Origin of the sequence: Micromonospora sp. NBC_01796, assembly GCF_035917455.1 — a bacterium.
In the GTDB taxonomy this organism is placed as follows: Bacteria; Actinomycetota; Actinomycetes; order Mycobacteriales; family Micromonosporaceae; genus Micromonospora_G.
Genome location: NZ_CP109078.1, coordinates 4,753,297 through 4,771,695 on the forward strand (window position 1 = coordinate 4,753,297; position 18,399 = coordinate 4,771,695).

17 protein-coding genes are annotated in these 18,399 nt (G+C 72.1%); 10 read left to right on the forward strand and 7 right to left on the reverse strand.

Annotated elements, in window-relative coordinates:
* The gene (locus tag OIE47_RS22025) at positions 1-669 is read right to left on the reverse strand and encodes an MOSC domain-containing protein (protein WP_326556420.1); all 669 of its coding nucleotides are present in this window, start codon (positions 667-669) and stop codon (positions 1-3) included.
* Between the two features lie 189 nt (positions 670-858).
* Between OIE47_RS22025 and OIE47_RS22030 the strand changes: the two genes are divergently transcribed.
* The 5 genes from OIE47_RS22030 (at position 859) to OIE47_RS22050 (ending at position 4,431) form a co-directional block, all read left to right on the forward strand.
* Positions 859-1,266: a hypothetical protein gene (locus OIE47_RS22030; RefSeq protein ID WP_326556421.1), complete on the forward strand. Its 408-nt coding sequence runs from the start codon at positions 859-861 to the stop codon at positions 1,264-1,266.
* Positions 1,267-1,384: 118 nt separating this feature from the next.
* Complete coding sequence (locus tag OIE47_RS22035; RefSeq protein ID WP_326556422.1) at positions 1,385-2,275, forward strand: hypothetical protein; 891 nt, start codon at positions 1,385-1,387, stop codon at positions 2,273-2,275.
* A 30-nt stretch (positions 2,276-2,305) separates the two neighbouring features.
* Positions 2,306-2,866, forward strand: a complete 561-nt coding sequence (locus tag OIE47_RS22040) for a GNAT family N-acetyltransferase (RefSeq protein ID WP_326556423.1) — start codon at positions 2,306-2,308, stop codon at positions 2,864-2,866.
* 253 nt (positions 2,867-3,119) lie between these two features.
* Positions 3,120-3,929 carry a DUF4352 domain-containing protein gene (locus tag OIE47_RS22045; protein ID WP_326556424.1) on the forward strand — a complete coding sequence of 270 codons (810 nt, stop codon included), beginning with the start codon at positions 3,120-3,122 and terminating at the stop codon, positions 3,927-3,929.
* Between the two features lie 97 nt (positions 3,930-4,026).
* A complete protein-coding gene (locus OIE47_RS22050) occupies positions 4,027-4,431 on the forward strand; it encodes a VOC family protein (RefSeq protein WP_326556425.1) in 405 nt (134 codons plus the stop codon).
* A gap of 12 nt (positions 4,432-4,443) precedes the next feature.
* Here the strand turns inward: OIE47_RS22050 and OIE47_RS22055 are convergent, their stop codons facing one another.
* Entirely contained in the window at positions 4,444-5,319 is an 876-nt protein-coding gene (locus OIE47_RS22055; RefSeq protein WP_326556426.1) for an alpha/beta fold hydrolase, read from the reverse strand.
* Between the two features lie 300 nt (positions 5,320-5,619).
* Here OIE47_RS22055 and OIE47_RS22060 point away from each other — a divergent pair, with 300 nt between their 5' ends.
* Both OIE47_RS22060 and OIE47_RS22065 read left to right on the forward strand, forming a co-directional pair.
* The gene (locus tag OIE47_RS22060; protein ID WP_326556427.1) at positions 5,620-6,891 is read left to right on the forward strand and encodes a cellulose-binding domain-containing protein; all 1,272 of its coding nucleotides are present in this window, start codon (positions 5,620-5,622) and stop codon (positions 6,889-6,891) included.
* Between the two features lie 145 nt (positions 6,892-7,036).
* Positions 7,037-7,483 (forward strand): VOC family protein, encoded by a 447-nt coding sequence (locus OIE47_RS22065; protein ID WP_326556428.1) that lies wholly within the window; start codon positions 7,037-7,039, stop codon positions 7,481-7,483.
* Between the two features lie 15 nt (positions 7,484-7,498).
* On the opposite strand, the gene OIE47_RS22070 is transcribed toward OIE47_RS22065, so the two are convergent.
* The 5 genes from OIE47_RS22070 to OIE47_RS22090 all read right to left on the reverse strand — a co-directional run bounded on the left by OIE47_RS22070 (position 7,499) and on the right by OIE47_RS22090 (position 13,646).
* On the reverse strand, positions 7,499-8,218 hold the full coding sequence (locus tag OIE47_RS22070) for a methyltransferase (RefSeq protein WP_326556429.1): 720 nt from the start codon (positions 8,216-8,218) through the stop codon (positions 7,499-7,501).
* Between the two features lie 11 nt (positions 8,219-8,229).
* A complete protein-coding gene (locus tag OIE47_RS22075; RefSeq protein ID WP_326556430.1) occupies positions 8,230-9,099 on the reverse strand; it encodes a cellulose binding domain-containing protein in 870 nt (289 codons plus the stop codon).
* A 35-nt stretch (positions 9,100-9,134) separates the two neighbouring features.
* Positions 9,135-9,545, reverse strand: a complete 411-nt coding sequence (locus OIE47_RS22080; RefSeq protein WP_326556431.1) for a roadblock/LC7 domain-containing protein — start codon at positions 9,543-9,545, stop codon at positions 9,135-9,137.
* Between the two features lie 97 nt (positions 9,546-9,642).
* Positions 9,643-12,279 carry a helix-turn-helix transcriptional regulator gene (locus tag OIE47_RS22085; RefSeq protein ID WP_326556432.1) on the reverse strand — a complete coding sequence of 879 codons (2,637 nt, stop codon included), beginning with the start codon at positions 12,277-12,279 and terminating at the stop codon, positions 9,643-9,645.
* The gene (locus tag OIE47_RS22090; RefSeq protein WP_326556433.1) at positions 12,276-13,646 is read right to left on the reverse strand and encodes an Hsp70 family protein; all 1,371 of its coding nucleotides are present in this window, start codon (positions 13,644-13,646) and stop codon (positions 12,276-12,278) included. The genes OIE47_RS22085 and OIE47_RS22090 overlap by 4 nt, the downstream gene beginning before the upstream one ends.
* 278 nt (positions 13,647-13,924) lie before the next feature.
* Between OIE47_RS22090 and OIE47_RS22095 the strand changes: the two genes are divergently transcribed.
* The 3 genes from OIE47_RS22095 to OIE47_RS22105 all read left to right on the forward strand — a co-directional run bounded on the left by OIE47_RS22095 (position 13,925) and on the right by OIE47_RS22105 (position 18,356).
* Positions 13,925-14,800, forward strand: coding sequence for an IniB N-terminal domain-containing protein (locus OIE47_RS22095; RefSeq protein WP_326556434.1), 876 nt, complete (start codon positions 13,925-13,927; stop codon positions 14,798-14,800).
* Between the two features lie 164 nt (positions 14,801-14,964).
* Entirely contained in the window at positions 14,965-16,827 is a 1,863-nt protein-coding gene (locus tag OIE47_RS22100; protein ID WP_326563195.1) for a dynamin family protein, read from the forward strand.
* Complete coding sequence (locus OIE47_RS22105) at positions 16,824-18,356, forward strand: hypothetical protein (RefSeq protein ID WP_326556435.1); 1,533 nt, start codon at positions 16,824-16,826, stop codon at positions 18,354-18,356. The genes OIE47_RS22100 and OIE47_RS22105 overlap by 4 nt, the downstream gene beginning before the upstream one ends.
* Positions 18,357-18,399 lie beyond the last annotated feature (43 nt).

Sequence of the window (18,399 nt, forward strand, 5' to 3'; positions counted from 1 at the left end):
CTACGACTTCGCGCGGGCGGCGAGCAGTTGCCGGATCTCCTCTTTCAGGTGTTCCGAGACACCGTCGGCCTCCACCAGTCGGGGCAGCAACTCCGGCTCCAGCATCCACGCCCGGAACCCCTCGGCGATGGTCATCCCGCGTTCGGGGCGGTGGACCACCCGTACGTCATCACCGGCACGGACCTCGCCGGGCTCGACCACCCGCAGGTACGCACCCGGCCGCACCTCCCGGGTGAAGCGCTTCACCCAGCGCGGCTCGGCCATCTTCAACTGGAAGGTGGCGCACGGGATCCGGCCGAACGTGGTCTCCAGCAACAGGTCGGCGCCGATCCGCCACTGTTCACCGATGAGCGCGCCGTTGACGTCCAGCCCGGTCGTGGTGAGGTTCTCGCCGAAGATCCCGCCCCGCAGTGGGCGCCCCAGTTCGGTCTCCCACCAGTCGTAGTCCTCGCGGGCGTAGGCGTACACCGCCTGGTCGTCGCCGCCGTGGTTGGCGATGTCGAAGATCTGGTCACCGACCAGGCCGCTGTGCAGCCCGGTGGTTTTCGGGCCGGGAGCGCGTACCTGCACCGGGCCGTCGACGGGCTGTTTGTTGATGCCGGTGACGCCGACCGACTTGGCGCTGTTCGCCTCCGGCACGGCCAGGTTCACCGAGAGAACCGTCCCCATGGATCCCGACCCTACGTCGACCCAGCGGTAGGGTCCCGCGAATTTCTGCGGCCACAGTGGACCGACGGTGGCGTGGCTCACACCCGATCAACTTGGACGATCGGGTGGAAAGCCCTCGATCTAGCCTGCCCTGTGCGGTAGATCACCGAACCTGTCGGTTATGTGCCGTACCGGATATGGGGGAAAGAAATGAAGAAAAGACTGCTGGGTGTCGCCGCCGCGGCGATCATGCTGGTCGCGGCGTCGCTGAGCATCGCGGCGCCGGCACAGGCCGCCGAGAGCCCGGTGGCGCTCTGCGGGTCCGACTACTACGTGCTCGACAGCCACGGCGTCTCCGGCGCCACGGTCTACGTGCTCGCCTCCCGGGGCGGTGCGGCCTACAACTGCGTGGTCACCATCAAGACTGCGAACCGGGGCAAGGCGACCTGGGTGGCCGCCTCGATCGGGACTCCGGACGGGCGGTCCGGCATCGACGAGGGCAACTTCCTGTACTACGCCGGTCCGATCCGGATCAGTGCCCCGAGCCAGTGCATCCAATGGGGCGGTGCCGGCGGCAACCGCAGCTGGTGGACGAGCGCGTGGTCGTACTGCAGCTGATTTTCGGGTAGTCGCACCCGGCCAGCGCGGCGGGGCGGACCGGGTGGGCGCGTCGACCGACCGCTCACCCGGGCGCCCCCGGTACCGGTCGCCGTACCGGCACCGGTTCAATGTGCGCATGGTTGTGCGAATCGACGTGGACGCGGTGCGCGGTGCGGTGGATCCGGCGGTCTACCGCGAGGCCGAGGAACTGCTCGCCGACGGCCGGCTGGGCCGTACCGTCGAGGTGGGCGGCGGCCTGATCGGCGCCGTACACGGCGAGGGGACCACGGCGTACGAGGTGTGGGTCGGCGTGGTCGGTGGCGCGTTCACCGGCGAGTGCGAGTGTGCCGCGTCGGAGGCCGATCCGGACGAGTTGTGCGTGCACGCGGTCACGTTGACTCTCGCCGCCCTCCGTGACGGGTTCCACTGGTCCTCGGCGGCCACCGCACCGTCGACCGTCGAGGTCGACCCGGAGGTCCGCCGGCTGGCCGAGGTCGCCGCCACCCTCCCGATCCGCCGGCTGGCCATGCTGGTCGCCGAGCACGCGGTCACCGACCGCCGGTTGGAGACCCGGCTGTTGACGTACGCCGGGCAGCTCGGCGCACCGACGGACCCGGAACTGGCCGACGTGCGCGCGACCGTCGACGGCCTCACCGCCACCGACGAGTCCGATCCGTACGACGCGGCCAAGGCCGGTCAGCAGCTCGTCGAGGAGCTGGAGGTGCTCGCCCAGCGCCCGGCCACCGAGTCGACCCTGCTCACCGTCGAGTACGCCGCCCGCCGCTGGGACACCCTGCTCGGGTCGCTCGGCGAGGCCGCCGACGACGAGGACTTCGAGGAGATCGGCTCGGCCCTGCGCGCGGTGCACGTACGGCTCTGCGCGGAACTGCGTCCCGACCCGGACGCGCTGGTCGAGCGGATGCTCGACATCATCGAGGCGGCCGAGCCGGTCACCTCGTGCCTCGACCTGCCGACCGACTACCTCCCGGTCCTCGGCCCCGACCACGTCGCCGCCCTGACCGACTGAGCCCGGTCAACCGACGGATACAGTGCCCGGATGTTCGCGATCGCACTGGACGCCGGGGCCGAACTGCGCCCGCTGGAACCGTGGCAGGCCGAGGAGTTCCTCGCCCACATGGACCGGGCCCGCGCCACCGTCGACCCGTGGATTCCGTGGGCGAGCCGAAGCACCGACCTGGACTCGGCCCGCGCCACGCTCCAGCGGTACGCGGACCTCGCCGCCCGCGACGCCGGCCGGCTGTACGGCATCTGGCTCGACGGCACCCTCGTCGGCGGGACCATGTTCACCTCCTTCGACACCAACACCGGCATCTGCGAGATCGGCTGCTGGCTGGAACCGGCCGGGCAGGGCCGGGGTCTGATCAGCCGGGCGGCCGGGCACCTCGTCGACTGGGCGGTACGCGTACGCGGGATGCACCGGGTCGAGTGGCGTACCAGCCCGGCGAACACCGCCAGCAGCAAGGTCGCCCGCCGGCTCGGGATGCGGTTGGACGGCGTACTGCGGGAGACGTTCCCGTACCGGGGAGTCCGCCACGACACCGAGATCTGGTCACTGCTCGCCCCGGAGTGGCTCGCCCGTACTTCCATCGCCCCCTGACGATCAGGGTGTACGGAATTGACTTGTCGCTGATGTAGTTCCACCCTTTCGGCTTTTCGTTTGGCTGGTTGTGGAAACTGCGTGTTCGAGCGGCCTACGGAGGCTGCGACACGGGTGTATGTCCTTAGAGGAGGGTTAACTTTTCAGCCGCTCAGAGTGACCGAATGATGCTCTGCTGTCGCTCCCAGTTGTGGCAACGTCTGTGCTCGCGCTCCCGAGGCGGGGTGCCACTGACATTGACGCGGAGAAGACCATGAGCACCCCGAACCACCCCGGCCAGGAGCCGCCGTACCAGCCCGAGCTGCCGCACGCGCCGTACCCGCCGCAGCCGGCCTATCAGCCGGGCGTGGCGAGCTACCAGCCCGCCCCGCCGCCGCCCGGCTACCCGGCTGCGGCGCCGCAACCGGGGTACCCGGTCGCGGTGCCACCTCCGCGTAAGCGCCGACGGTGGCTGGTGCCGAGCCTGATCGGCGGCGGGATCGTGGTCGCGCTCTGCTGTGGCGGCACGATCATCGCGGCCACCTCCGGGGACCTGGAGGAGACGACCAGTTCGGCCGCCGCGCCGGCCGCCGCGACCGGTTCCGACGCCCCGGCGGCTCCGAAGGCCGCCGAACCCGCCAAGACCGAGGCGCCGAAGCCACCGCCGGAGGAGCCGAAGAAGTACAAGGTCGGTGAGACCGTACGGGGCGGCGATTTCGAATTCGTCGTGCATGGCGTCAAGTGCGGCATCGCCCAGGTGGGCAGTTCCTACCTGAACCGGAAGGCGCAGGGTACCTTCTGCCGGACCGATGTCTCGGTGAAGAACGTAACGAAGAAGGCCCATCTGTTCCACGCAGACGGAACCGTCAGCGCGCAGGACGCGAGCAACCGCGAATACGAGGCGGACGGTGAGGCGAACATCTACGGCAACAAGGATGGCGCCGGCTTCCTGGACGAGATCAATCCGGGCAACTCGATTCGCGCCTTCGTCTACTTCGACGTACCGAAGAACACGAAACTGACCACGATCACCTTCGACGCCGGACTGTTCACCCTCGCCGAAGACGCAGTGGTCACGCTCTGACGGTGGTCGCCGCCACACGTGCGCTTCGAGCTGCTGCCTTGACCTCAAGTGAGCTTCAACTCGCAGGCTGATCATCAAACGCAGAACGGAGCTGTTGATGATCGACCCGAGTACGCCGATCCGCCTGGCCCGGCCCAGCCGTGACCTGGCGGCGGCCGAACACTTCTACGTACACGGTCTGGGCCTGGAGGTGCTCTACCGCGGGGTCGCGGGCGGCCCGGACGAGCATGACCTGCTGATGCTCGGCTGGCCGGAGGCGTCCTGGCACCTGGAGTTGGTCGGCGGGGAGAATCTCACGGTGCGCCCCGTGCCGACAGAGGAGGACCTGTTGGTGCTCTATCTCGCCGGGCCGGTGGACGACTCGTTGGTGACCCGTCTGGAGCAGGCCGGCGGGCGGAGGGTGTCGCAGGGCGCGTACTGGGACCGGTGGGGCGTGACGGTCGAGGACCCGGACGGTTACCGGCTGGTGCTGTCCAACCGGTCGTGGTCCAACGCCGGGTAGCCCGATCCGCTATCACGCGGGTGGTTCGAGGAAGTGCAGCAGCCGGTCGGTGAGTTCGGCCGGCTGCTCCTCGAAGATCCAGTGCCCGGAGTTCTCGATGACGTCGCCGCTCACCGTGGTCGCGTACTGCCGGACCTGGTTCTGTACGGCGTCCCCGAGGCTGGCGCGGGCACCGAGGGCGAGCACCGGCATGGTGAGTTTCGTCTTGGCGTACTCGGTGTTGTCGGCGACGTCCTGGGGCAGGGCACGGAAGTACGCGAAGCTCGCCCGCAGGTGCGCGTCGTCCTCCAGGTGCCGGGCGTACTCGCGTACGTCGTCGGCGGTGATGCCGTCCTGGACCTCCATCGAGTCGGTGAACCGGTCCACCCAGAGGTCCTCCCGACCGTTCATGATCTCCTCCGGCAGCCCGTTGGGGAGGCTGAAGAAGCCGATGTTCCAGAAGCCGGGGCCGTCCTCGGTCAGCGCGGGGATCTGGAAGAGGGTCCGGTCCGGGATCGGTGCCTCGGTGAGCACCAGTTTGCCCACCTCGTCGCCGTGCTCGGCGGCGTAGGCGTACGCGACCATCGTCCCGATGTCGTGCCCGACGAGGGAGATGTCGCCGTCCAGGTCGAGTTGGGCGAGTAGGCCGTGTACGTCGTCGGCGAGCGTCTTCTTGTCGTACCCGTCCGGTGGTGCGTCGCTGTCCCCGGCGCCGCGCAGGTCGGGTGCGATGACCGTGTAGTGGCGGGCGAGTTCGGGCAGGACCTTCCGCCACATGTACCAGGTCTGCGGGTAGCCGTGCAGCAGCACCAGGGGATCGCCCCGGCCGCCGCGTACGTAGTTCAGGGCCACGTCACCGACCTGGGCTTTCTGTTCGGTGTAACCCTGCGGCACCCGTCCGCTGCTCATGGTCGTCCTCCCCGTCGGCCCCCCGGTCGAGCCGGTCTACCCGCCGTCCGGGCCGGTACACCCGCGACGGGGGCCGTCAACGCCGTCGGGACGTTGTAGGAATAGATGCCGGTATATAGCATGGGCGGGTGTCGTCGCCGGCACGGGCACGGGTTGACCGGGTGCCGGCGGACACGAGCACCGGAGCCGGGTGGCGGCCGTCCGCGCAACGACGCGGGGGCCGTGAAGTCGTCGCAGCCACGCTGCCGGCGGACCGGCTCCGACCGGCCCCGACAGCCGGTCGAGAGGAACCCACCCGTCATGAGACTCATCCCCGCGCGCCGCCGCGTGCCGGTGGTCGCCGCCCTGGTGACCGCGCTCGCCGCGAGCGTCGTCGGCCTCGCCGGCCCGATCCTGACCCAACCCGCCTCGGCGGCGGCCGGTTGCCTGGTCGACTACCAGGTCAACCAGTGGCCCGGCGGGTTCACCGCCACCGTCCGGGTCACCAACGGCGCCACCCCGGTCACCGGTTGGACCGTCCGTTGGACCTATCCCGCCGCCGACCAGCGGATCACCAACGGCTGGAGTGCCCAGGTCACCCAGGTCGGCGCGGTGGTCACCGCGACCAACGCCGGCTGGAACGGGAGCCTGCCGGCCGGCGGGTCCACCGAGTTCGGGGTGCAGGGCACCTTCGGGGCCAGCAACCCGACGCCGACCGGGTTCACGCTCAACGGCGTACCGTGCAACGACGCCGGACCCACCACGGCGCCGCCGCCGACCACCCCGCCGCCGAGCACGACGCCGCCGGCCACCACCCCGCCGCCGACCAGCCCGCCGGTCACGACGCCGCCGGCCACGACCGCGCCGCCGACCACCCCGCCCGCGACCACCCCGCCGCCGAGCGGATGCGGCACGGCCGCGTTCTGTGACGGTTTCGAGAGCCAGACCGGCGGTACGCCGACCGGCGACTGGAACGTCAACTACCCCGACTGCCAGGGCAGCGGTACGGCCACGGTCGACACCACGGTGGCGCACCAGGGCACGAAATCCATACGGATCAACGGCACCGCCGGCTACTGCAACCACGTGTTCGTCCGGGCCACCCGCGACCTCACCGGACTCGGCCAGGTGCGGTACGGCCGGTTCTGGGTACGGCACACCACGGCCCTGCCGACCCAGCACGTGACCTTCCTGGCCATGCGGGACGCCAACGACGGCAACCGTGACCTGCGGGTCGGCGGCCAGAACGGGGCACTGCAGTGGAACCGGGCCTCGGACGACGCGACCCTGCCGGAACAGAGCCCGGCCGGGGTGGCGCTCAGCGTGCCGCTGCCGACGAACCGGTGGACCTGCGTGGAGTTCGTCGTCGACGGGGTGCAGGGCCGCCTGCAGACCTGGGTCGACGGCGGCGCGGTGACCGGGTTGACCGTCGACGGGACCCCGACCCACGACATCGACGGGCAGTGGCTCAACCGGGCCAACTGGCGACCGAACCTGACCGACCTGCGGTTGGGCTGGGAGAGCTACGGCGAGGGGGCGGACACCCTCTGGTTCGACGACGTGGCGCTCGGGTCGAGCCGGATCGGCTGCTGACCCGCTGACCGACCCACCCGTACGGGCCGAGCCGGGTGACGAGATCGGCCGGCTCGGCCCGTACGGCAGTGGGTTTGTTTTCCGCAGAGCGGGGATGCGGCAGCAGTCGACCCACCGGGGGCGGCACCGAGCCCGGGGAGCGGACATGACCGAAGCGACGCTCGACTACTTCGAACCCCGCGGTGGCGCGGTGCTCGCCAGCCTGCTGATCGTCCGGGACGTCGACCGGTCGCGGGAGTTCTACGAGCGGGTTCTCGGCGCCATCTGCGTACGCGAGCGGGAGCCGTGCATCCTGCACTTCCGCAACAGCTACATCGTGATCAACAACGAGGGCGGCCCGACCGACGACAAGCCGACCGTGCAGGCCCGCGCCCCGCAGGACTCGGGGACGTTGAGCTGCGCGATGAACATCCGGGTCATGGACGTACACGCGGTGTACGACGAGTGGCGCTCGCGCGGCGGCGAGTTCCTGACCGAGCCGAAGGACCACGGGATGGAGATCCGGTGCTACTTGCGTGACCCGGACGGCTACCTGATCGAGGTGGGCCAGACGACCGGGGGCCTGGAGAGGATCGGCCGAGCGCCCCGGTGACCCGTCGCCCGGCCCCTACGCGGGCTGCGCCCCGGTCAACCGGAAGGTGAAGTAGTCGACCTGCCAACCGTCGCGTACCAGGCTCTGCTGCGCCAGGACCGTCGCGGTGAAGCCGGTCGCGTCGATCAGGTGCCGCAGGTAGGTCAGGTCACCGGAACTGCCGAAGAAGATCAGCATCCGGCCGTCGGCGGTCAGGTGCTCCCGCGCCTGGGTGAAAAACGCGGTCATGGCCTGATAGTTCTCGTCGGTGCTGGCGCCTTCGAGCAGGTCACGAGGGGCGAACCAGCGAAACGGCGGGTCGAAGACGATCAGGTCGAACACTCCGTCGACCGCGCCGAACACGTCGCTGTGACGTACGTCGACCCGGTCGGCGACCCCGTTGCGCTCGGCGTTGGCGGTGGCGGCGTCCACCGCGTACGGATTGATGTCGACCGCGACCACCCGGCTCGACTTCGACGCGGCCAGGATCGCGTTGACACCGCTGCCGGTGCCCATGTCCAGCACCCGGTCGGTCTCCCGCACCTCGGCCAGGACCGCACCACCCAGCAGGTGCGACATACCGGTGATCGGATGCACCTGCGGCGGGACCACCAGCACCCGGTCCAGGTACTCGAACGTCTGACCCGTACCGGACTCCGGTCCGGCTTCGGCCCGTGCCTGCCGGTACGCGTTCTCGTGCCACTCCCGGACGCGGTCGACGTACTCGGCGGACATCATCGGAGTGTGCTCGTCCATGGGTGTCCCGATCATCCGGTGGTGCACGGGCGGCCGTCGATGGTGCAGGCGGTCGGGGCGGAGCTGACACCCACCCCGTCGACCCGGAACCGGAAGCTGACCGAGCCGCCCGCCGGTGCCGGCCCGGTGTCGGCGGCCGGGACGAACGTCCAGGTGGTGCCGTCCTGGGTGACCTCGGCCCCGGTCACCTCCCGAACCGTCATCGCCGGCCGGGGCAGGGTGATCGTCACCGTCCAACGCGGCGTCGGGGCCGGGTTCGGGTTGTCGATGGTCACCGTCACCCGGTAACCGACCAGGGTCGCGTCCCCGATCGTGTAGACCGCGGTCAGCGCGCCGGCCGGGGGCGCGGGCGGCGGCGGTGCGACGGACGGCGATCCGGTGGCCGTACCGGCGGGGTTCTCCGGCCGGGCCGGGAGCCCGGCGGGCGGGACGGCCTCCGCGTCGGGGGCACCGGTCCGGAGCGCGTTCGGGCTCGCCTCGCTGCCCGGGGTACCGGGGTCGGCGCTGCTGCCCACCCCCACCTCGGCCGGTGGTGCGACGTTCAGCGGAACGTGGTCGTCCGGCGTACGCAGGACCAGCACGATGAGCAGGACGAGCGCGGACAGCACGGCAGCCGCACCGGCGACGACACCCACCCCGATCGACCAACGCCCGACGGTCACCCCGCCGGACGTACCGGGACGAGCCGGCCCGGAGACGAACGCGCCACGGATCGCCGCCCCCACCCCGAGTACGGCATCGAGCACCGCCACCGCCCGGGTACGGGGCGGCGGACCGGTCCGGACCGGTGGTGGCGGCACCGGTGGTGACGGTGGGACGGTCCCCGATGGACGGTCCGGCGAGTCGAGCCGCAGGTCGCCGGTGGGCTCGTCCGGATTCACGACCGGTACTCCTTCATGATGCTCGGATCCGTTGTTCACTCCGTGGACGAGGGGATCGGCGCGGGTTCGAGGTACACCGGCAGGTGGTGGTGCGCCTGCCCGGCGAAGAGAGCCACCTCGTACGCGACGTCGCCGACTTCCACGTCACCGTCGAACCGTACGGTCAGCACGGCGCCGCCGCGAGTCGTGGCGACGAACAGGTACGCCTCCCGCATCTGCACGATGATCTGACGTACGGTGCCGGCGCCGGTCTGCCGCCCGGTCGCCACGGCGAGCGCGTGCAGCCCCGCCGTCACGCTCGCGACCTGGTCGGCCAGTTCGGCGTCGACCTGCCCGGAGGCGGCGAGTGGTAGTCCGTCGGGGGAGAGCACCATCGCCAGGTCCGCTCCGGTGACCCGGTTGACGAGGTCGTCCAGGAGTCGGGTCAGGTTGTCGGTCGCGACCATCGGGGAAACCACTCGTCGTTGTCCTCTCGCTGCCGTCAGCCGGCATCAGTGTTGTCTGTCATCGGTACGTGGCACCGTGCACGACACGCCGGTACGTTCACGACGCCGGCCGTTTCGGCCAGTTCGGCGTCGCCGATCCGTCGCTGCCCCGTTCGGCTGCCAACACCCGGAGCCGGTTGAGCAGCTCGCCACGGTTCGCGCAGTTCAGCCGTTGGCGCATCCGGGCCACATGGTGCTCGACCGTCTTGGCGGAGATGAACAGCCGGTCGCCGATCTGTTTGTAGGTCAGGCCGCTCAGGACCAGGTCGGCCACCTCCTGCTCCCGGTCGCTGAGGCGGCTCTCGGTGGGTGCGGTGACGGCGTCGGCCACGGGTGCGTTCGAGGCGCCGGCCGGGTGCGCGGTGCCCTTGTGTCCGGCCGGTCGGCCCTGCAACATCCGGGCGCAGTCGAGCAGCGCGGTCATCGCTCGCCGGTCCGCGGTCCGGATCGCGGCCTGGCCGGCGAGTCGTGCGCCGTCCCAGCCCAGGCCGGCGTCGTGCAGACCACGCGCGGCGGTCTCGACCCGAGCGGGATCGACGGTGCCACGCAGCACCTCCACCCAGCTTTCGGCAGCGGCGGCCATCACGGCAGAGTACCGGCTGTGACCGACGTTCGCCGCGAGCGCGGCGACGTGTTCGTCGGCTGCCGCGGGAAGTTCGGCGATGATCGCGGCGTGCAGGCCGCTCCACCGCAGTTGGGTCGCCCAGAGCGCCGGGCCGCCGAGCCGGTCCAGCAACGCGTACGCCTCGCGTAGGTACGGTTCGAGCCGGTTGAGTTCACCCAGCCGGGCCGCCGCGATGGTGATCTCGCCCAGCGGCAGGAAGCTGAACAGGTCGACCGGGTGCCGTACCAGCGCCTCCCGGGCCTGCCCCCAGGCGCGCTGCACCGCCGGCAGGTCGCTGTCGCGTCGGGCGATGCCCATCTCCAGCGCGCTGGCGAAGAGCAGGTCGCGTGATTCGAGCGGATCGGTGGCATCGGGCGCGGCGGATTCGGGGGCGGGCGGGCCGGTGACCGTGCGCAGCGCCTCGGCCGCCATCGCCGTACGGCCGCGCACCATCAGGATCCACGCCTGGAGCAGCCGGTGCCGGCGGGACATCAGTGCCCCGCCGAGGCCGGCGGCGATGGCCCGGTCCAGCACCCGTTCGCCGATCTCCAGTTCGCCGCAGTGCAGTGCCACCAGGGCGGCGAGCGCCGCCGGGCTGTCCGGCAGCAGGACCGTACGGCCGGCGGGTTCGAGCAGGGCGGCGGCCTGTACGAGGGTGGACAGGGCCGCGGTCGGCGGGGCGGTGAGCGTTTCGCGTACGCCCCGGACGGTCAGCAGGGCGGCGCTGGTGAGCAGCGTCGGGGGCCCGTCCGTCGACGGCTGCGGTGCCGGGGCGTCCGGTTCGGCGTCGTGTCCGGTGCCGATGGTGGCGATCGCCGCGAACGCGGCCGACGACGGGGCGTTCGACCAGCGGTACAGCTCGGCGCTCCGGCCGAGCTGCCCCCGGTGGGTGAGCGCGGTCGCGGCGACCGTGGCGCCGTCGCGCCGGTCGTCGGGGTTCGTGGCGCCCACCAGGCGGTCGGCCAGGCGCAACGCGGTGTCGAGGTCTCCGGCGAGCGCGGCGGCGTACGCCTGTCGGGCGGTGGTCGGTCGGCCCGCCGTGGCGGCGGCGGCGAACAGGTCCGCGGCCAGCGACGGCTGCTCGGCCAGCGCCTCCTCGGCGGCGGCCTCGATGGTCAGCCCGGCGTTCTCGCCGCCGACACCGGGGGTGAGCAGGGAACGGACCAGGGGCAGCACCGGGGCGCCGCGTACGCGTTGCAGTTCCGCCAGCCGTTGCCAGACGGCGATCCGCTGGCCGGCGGGACTGAGCGAGGTGACCGCCCGTTCGACGATCGGGGGCAGCCGGTCGTCCGGGCCGAGCAGTCCGCTGGCGCGGGCCTGCGCCAGGGTCTCGTCCACCTCGTCCGGGTCCTGTTCGAGCAGGGCGCCGAGCAGGTCGACCGGGAGCGGAACCCCGGCCGCGACGGCCAGGAGCAGTCGCCGGACCGGCCAGGTGAGGTCGGCGACCTCCGTCCCGAACGGCAGCAGCGCGGCCGGGGGCACCCGGTGCACGGCTCCGCCCGCGTCCGCCGCCTGCGGCTGCCGGGCCGGCGTGCCGGCCTCCGGGCGCAGGGCCGCCGCCAGCCGTTCCACGAACCGGGGTACGCCGCCCGTCTGCCCCTGTACGAAGCTCACCAGGTTCGGTTCGGGTCGGTGGCCGTACGCGGTGCCGAGCCGGGCGGCGGTCCGTGCCGGGGTGAACGGGGCGAGCAGCAGCGGTGGCCGGTCCCGGGTCAACTGCTCGGCCAGCTCGACCAGGGCGGCCGGTCGGGGCCAGGGCCGGTACGCGACCGCCAGCCGGGCCGGGCCGGTGTCGAGCCAATGCCGCAGTTCGCGCAGCCGGTCCTCGTCGAGCAGGTGCGCGTCGTCGACCAGCAGCACGGCACCCGGCTCGGGTGCGGTCGCCGCCGCCGGCCAGGTGTCGAGCACGGGGTGCCCGGCCCGCCGGTAGATCCCGGCCAGCTCGTGCAGGAGCGCGCTCTTGCCGTACCCGCCGGGGGCGGTGATGGCGACGGCCAGCGGGGCGTGCGGGTCCGCGTCGACCGCGTCGAGCAGCGCCCCGGAGGGTCCGTCCAGCACGAGCTCGGGGCGGATGGCGGTGTGCGGACTCAACGTTGTCCTCTCGGGGCACTGCGACCGGGGCGCTCGTCGACCGCTTCACGGCCGGTGCCGCGGATCCCCGTACCACGGGGTTTCGGCAGTTTCAGCGGGGTGATCCGGATCGGCGGGCGGGGTGGCGGTTCGGGTTCGGGCTCCGGCCGTACCAGGTCGCCCGACGGTTGCCGGCCCCGGAGCGGTTCGGGATGGGTCCACTGTGGTTCGTGGTGGCTCGGTGCCGGTGCCGGTGCCGGGTCGGCGGGTCGCGGCTCGGGGGCGCGGGGCTCGGGTCGGGGGGTCGGCAGGACGATCTGCCCGGCGGCCACCGCAGCACCGGCCGCCGCGCTGGTGTCGGGGTCGGGCCCGACCGTGACCAGGCCGGGGAACCGGATCTCGGCCAGTTCGGCGACGAGCGGCGTCCGCGCCCAACCGCCGATCAGGAGTACGCCGTCGAGCTGGTCGCCCGGCAGTCCGCTGGACCGGACGGTGGCGGCGAGGGTGTCGACGGCGACCTGCACGGCGGGGCGGACCAGTTCGGTGAACTCGGCCCGGGTGACCGGGACCCGGATCGGGCCGTGCGGCAGGTGCAGGCGTACGTCGGTTTCGGTGGTGACGGCGAGCCGTTCGCGGGCGCGGGCGCATTCGGCGGGCAGTTCGAGCAGCGCGACCCGTACCTGGGCGTCGTCGAGCTGGCGGGGGCCGAGCTGGCGGCCGAGTTCGGTCCGTACGTGTTCGTGCAGCGCCTCGTCGAAGTCGAGTTCGCCGCCGTACGGTTCGCCCTCGCCGGCCGAGTCGAGTACGCCGAAGCCACCGACCCGCCCCCGCCCGACGACGCTGGCGGTGCACCCGTCCGGACGCAGCGCGAGTACGGCGACCGTGCGCCCGGTGAAGCCGGCGGCGACGTGGTTCTCGGCGGCGGTGACCGCCTCGGAGAGGAGGGTGACGTTGCTCAGCCCGATCTCCCAGAGCGCCGCGTGCACCAGGTTGCGCCGGTACGCCCCCCAGCCGGCGGGGTGGCTGAGCACGATCTGTTCGGGGTGTCCGCCCTCGTGGGCCGCGACCTGCTCGACCACCCGGCTGGTCAGTACGGCGGTCAGCGCCGGTGCGGACCAGCCCTCCCCGCCGATCAGCAGCGGTACGGGGTCGCCGACGCGGGCGACGAAGTCCCGGGCGACCCGTCCGGCGTCGTACGGGGTGCCGCCCAGGGCCGGGTCACCGGGGGTGAGGGCGCCGTTGGGGGCCAGGTGCAGCACCGGTGCGATGGTGGGGGAGTGGGTGTCGAGCCAGGTCACCTCGGGTGGGGCCCAGGAGTTGTCCCAGAGTCGGGAGATGGCGGCGGTGGTGTGGGACCCGCCGATGTCGATCCCGAGGACGTACGCCATTGCACCCGATTCCTTCAGCGATTCTGACTCATCCTTTCGTACCAGAGATCTCTCCACCAACGGGACCCTAAATCTGACGGGACGGACCCCCTAAGCCCCTAACGGCGACGGTCGGTGCTGCCCTAGTCCGGCCCCCCGCAGGACCGGGATCCGTCCCCGATGTCCGGTACGTCACCCACGGCCTAGCGTCAGTGGCAGTTCTGGCGCCCCCGTCGTCGGATCGCCCCGGCCTCCGTCCACCCGACCGGCCCCCGTTCACCCGAGGAGATTTGTCCACCATGGACTCCACCCAGAACCTGCACGATTTTGTACTCAACCTGCTCACCGACGTTGACGCCCGGTCGGCCTTCGAGCTGGACCCGGAGGCCACCCTGGCCGACGCCGGGCTGGGCGACCTCACCCCGGCCGACGTGCAGGACGTGATCCCGTTCGTGGTGGACACCGTGCCGCTGCAGGGCATCACCGCCCTCGCCCCGGTCGGCGACCTCGGCGGCGTGGCCGGACTCGACGGAGGTGCGCTCGGCGTGGTCGGGCAGTTGCAGGCCGTGGCGGACCAGATCACCTCGGCCGGGTTCGGCAACAGCGTCGACGTCAACGCCGGCATGCTCGGCGCGATCACGGTCGACCCGACCGGTCTCGGCGCCGCCGCCGCGGTGATCCCCGGCATCGGTGCGGCGGTCAGCCCGGCGGGCCTGTCCACCGACCTGTCCGGCGTCAACGACGTGGCGAACACCCTCGACCTGGGCGTGGTCAACACCTCCGGGGTGACCGGCCTGGTCGACACCACGCAGAGCGTGGCCAACGACCCGACCGGTGCCGTGCTCGACGGCACCGCCACCGACGGCCTGCTCGGCACCGCGGACTTCGCGGTGAACACGGTCACCGGCCTGACCCACGTGACCGGCCTGACCGACTCGCTCGACATCGGTGGCCTGACCGGTGGCCTCACCGACGGTCTCACCGGTGGGCTGAACGGCGTCCCGGTGGTCGGCGACGTGGTCGACACCCACGGCGTCCTCGGCGGCGTCACCTCCACCGTCGGCGGCACCCTCGACGGCGTCGGCCTCACCGGCGACCTGGGCCTCGGTGCGAACGCGCACGCCACCGCCGACACCCACGGCGGACTGCTCGGCATCACCGACGGTCTGCTCTGATCGGCTGCGCCGCGGCCCGGGGGTGGGCGCGGCGCGGCGACCGGCCGGAGACCGGGCCCCGCTGCGGTGGGCCCGGCCTCCGGCCCCCTTTCCGGTACGGCCCCTTGATAATCCCGTCGACTGCCACTTGATAATCGCGTCGAAATCGGCACACTTGGTGCGTGATGACGCCAATTTGGCTTGACGTGCTCGACGAGACCAGCCGCCTCTGTGCGGCGCACGGTCGCAGTGACCTGGTCGACTCGGTACGTCGCAAACGGGTGCAGTTGCTGGATCCGGGGCTTCGGGTCCTGGTTGTCGGCGAACCCAAACAGGGCAAGAGCCAGCTCATCAACGCCCTGATCAACGCGCCGGTCTGCCCGGTGGGTGACGGCCGGACCACTGTGGTCCCGACAGTGGTCCGGCACGCCCCGGCGCCGACCGCCGCCCTGGTCCGTACCGCCGCACCGGCACCCGGCCGACCGGCCGTCGAGGCGCCCGTACCGGCGGAGCGGGTGCCGCTGCCGATCGAGCAGGTCGCCGCCCGGATCAGCACCGCGGTCGTCGCCGGTCCCGGTGCCGTCGGCAGCACCCACGTCGAGATCGGGGTCCCGCGCGGGCTGCTCGCCGGTGGGCTCACCCTGGTCGACACCCCCGGCGCGGAGGGCCCGGACCAGGCCCGGACAACCTCGGCGTACGCGGCGCTGGCCCGACCGGACGCGGTCCTGCTGGTCACCGACGCGACCAGGGAACTCTCCGTCCCCGAGCTGAACCTGCTGCTGCACCTGGCCCAGTCGCACCCGAACGTGATCGTCGTCCAGACGAAGATCGACATGGTGCCGGACTGGCGCACCGTGGTCGACCGCAACCGGCAGCACCTGGCCAGCGCCGGGGTCCCGGCGGCGCTGATCCCGGTCTCGGCCGCGTTGCGCCTGGCGGCGGCGCAGACCGACGACAAGGTGGTCAACGCCGAGTCCCGGTTCCCCGACCTGATCGGCCGGCTCCTGCGCGACCAGGGCAGCAAGGCCGAGGTGCTGGCCCGGTCGGCGGTCGCCCTGCTCAGCCGGACCACGATCGAGCAGCTCGCCGCGCCGCTGCGGGCGGAGCTGACCTCGGCCTCCTCCGGTGACAACTCGGCCGCGATGAACCGGCTCCGGGCCGCCCAGCGCGAGGTCGACGAGCTGCGCCGGTGCACCACCCGGTGGCAGAACACGCTCAACGACGAGATGGCCGACCTGCTCTCCGACATCGAGTACGACCTGCGCGACCGGACCCGCAAGATCCTGCGCCAGGTGGACGAGGCGTTCGAGACGGCCGACCCGCAGACCGGGTGGGAACCGTTCCAGGAGTGGCTGGAGGAGAACCTGGTCGAGGCGGCCGAGGCGAACTTCGTCTGGCTGGCCCAACGGTGCGACTGGATCGCCGGCCGGGTCGCCACCCAGTTCACCCGGTACGGTCACGACGCCCTGCCGGACTGGTCGGTGCAGGTCCCCGCCGACATCGCCGAACGGCTCCCGGTGCTGGAACAGCCGCCGATCGAGCGGTTCACGCCGACCCAGAAGGTGGTCACCGCGTTGCGTGGCTCGTACGGCGGGGTGTTGATGTTCGGGCTGGCGACCAGCCTGGCCGGCATGCCGCTGATCAACTTCGTGTCGCTCGGTGCCGGTGCGCTGTTCGGCGGCAAGAGCATCCGGGACGAGAGCAAGTCGCTGCTCAAGCGGCGGCAGGCGGCGGTACGGATCGCCGCCCAGCGGCACGTGGACGACTTCTTCCTGCGCCTGAACAAGGACTGCCGGGACACCGCCCGGCGGGTGCAGCGGATGCTGCGTGACCACTTCGCGGCCCTGACCGAGGACCTCCAGGAGGCGATCGTCGCGTCCCTGCGTACGGCGAAGCAGTCCGCGGACGCCGACGCCGCCACCCGCGACCAGCGGCACCGCCAGATCGAGCAGGAGATGCGCCGGCTGGCGGCCCTCTACGAGCAGGTACAGCAGCTCGCGGCCGGGCGCGGCGGCATGGGTTCGGCCCCGCTGGGCAGCCCCCGGTGACCGGCGCCGGCCGGCTGGACGAGTCCGTGCCGGCGCTGCTGACCGACGCGCTGACGCTCTACTGGGACAACCCGGCCGCCACCGAACGCCTGCGGCACTATCTCGACCGGTTCGACGAACCGCTGCGGATCGCCGTCGCCGGGTCGTGGCGGGCAGGCAAGTCGACGCTGCTCAACGCGATCCTCGGGGAGGAGGTCGCACCGGTCGAGCCGGCCGACGGCGGCCCGCTGCACACCTGGTACGAGGACGGCCCGGAACCGGGGGCGACGGCGTACTCGGCGGAGGGGTCGGCGTGGGAGCTGCCGGTGATCCGGTCCACCGGGGCGCTGCGGGTGGAGCTGGGCGGGTGGCGGTCCACGCAGGTCAGCGAGGTGGTGGTGCGCTGGCCGACGCGGGTCCTGCGGCACACCACCCTGGTCGAGATGCCGGCCGTCCCGCCGACTGGCGAGGACGAGGAACACCCCACCGCGATGAAGATCATCCGGGATGCGGACGCGGTCCTCTACCTGACCCGCGACGGGCGCGAGACCGACCTGCGGTTCCTCCGGGCGCTGCGCGAGGGGACCGTCGGCCGGTCCACCCCGGTCAACGTGTTGCAGGTCCTCGCCCGCGCGGACGAACTGGGCGGCGGCCGGGTCGACGCGCTGGTCACCGCGAAACAGCTCGCCCGACGGCAGTACCAGGAGCCGGGGGTGCGCCCGCTGTGCATGGGGGTGGTGCCGGTGGCCGGGCTGGTCGCCCTGGCCGGCCGGGTGCTGAGCGAGATCGAGTTCGCCGCCCTGGCCGCGCTCGCCGAGCTGCCCCGCGAGGAGCTGACCGCCGCGCTGCTGTCGGCCGACCGGTTCGTCAACACCCAGTTCACCACCGTTCGCCCCGCCGGTGGTCTGCACGCTGCCGCCACTGACTATTCCGATTCAACCCTTCTGCCGGACGCCACCCAGCGGCGGGCGCTGCTGGACCGGTTCGGGGTCTTCGGACTGCGCCTGGCCACCACGCTGATCCGTACCGGTGCCACGAACCGGGCCGGGCTCGCCGCCGAACTCGTCCGCCGCAGCGGGCTGACCGAGCTGCGCGAGTCGATGGCCCGGTACTTCACCGACCGCCGGGAGGTGCTCAAGGCCCGGTCCGCGCTCGCCGCCCTGGAACGGGTGGTGCGCGGCGACCCCCGGCCCGGGTCGGCGGACCTGCTGGCCCGGGTGGAGCAGGTGCTCGCCTCCGCGCACGACCTCCGCGAGCTGCGCCTGCTGGCCACCCTCCGCGACCCGAAAACCAAGATCGACCGGGACCTGGCCGCCGAGGCACACCGGCTCGTCGGTGGCAACGGCACGAGCCTGGCCGTACGGCTGGAGCTGGACCAGGACACCGACGGCGGGCAACTGTGGGAGCGGGGCGTCGACGCCCTCTACCGCTGGCAGGCCCAGGCCGAGGATCCCCTGCTCCGGCCCGACCAGCGGCGTATCGCCCGGGTGGTCCTGCGCAGCGTCGAGGGGATGCTCGCCGAACTGCGCGCTGGCTGGTCACTACACTGAGCAAACCCTGGCCCGCCGCTGCCGCCTGCCTGCCAGGGGTCGC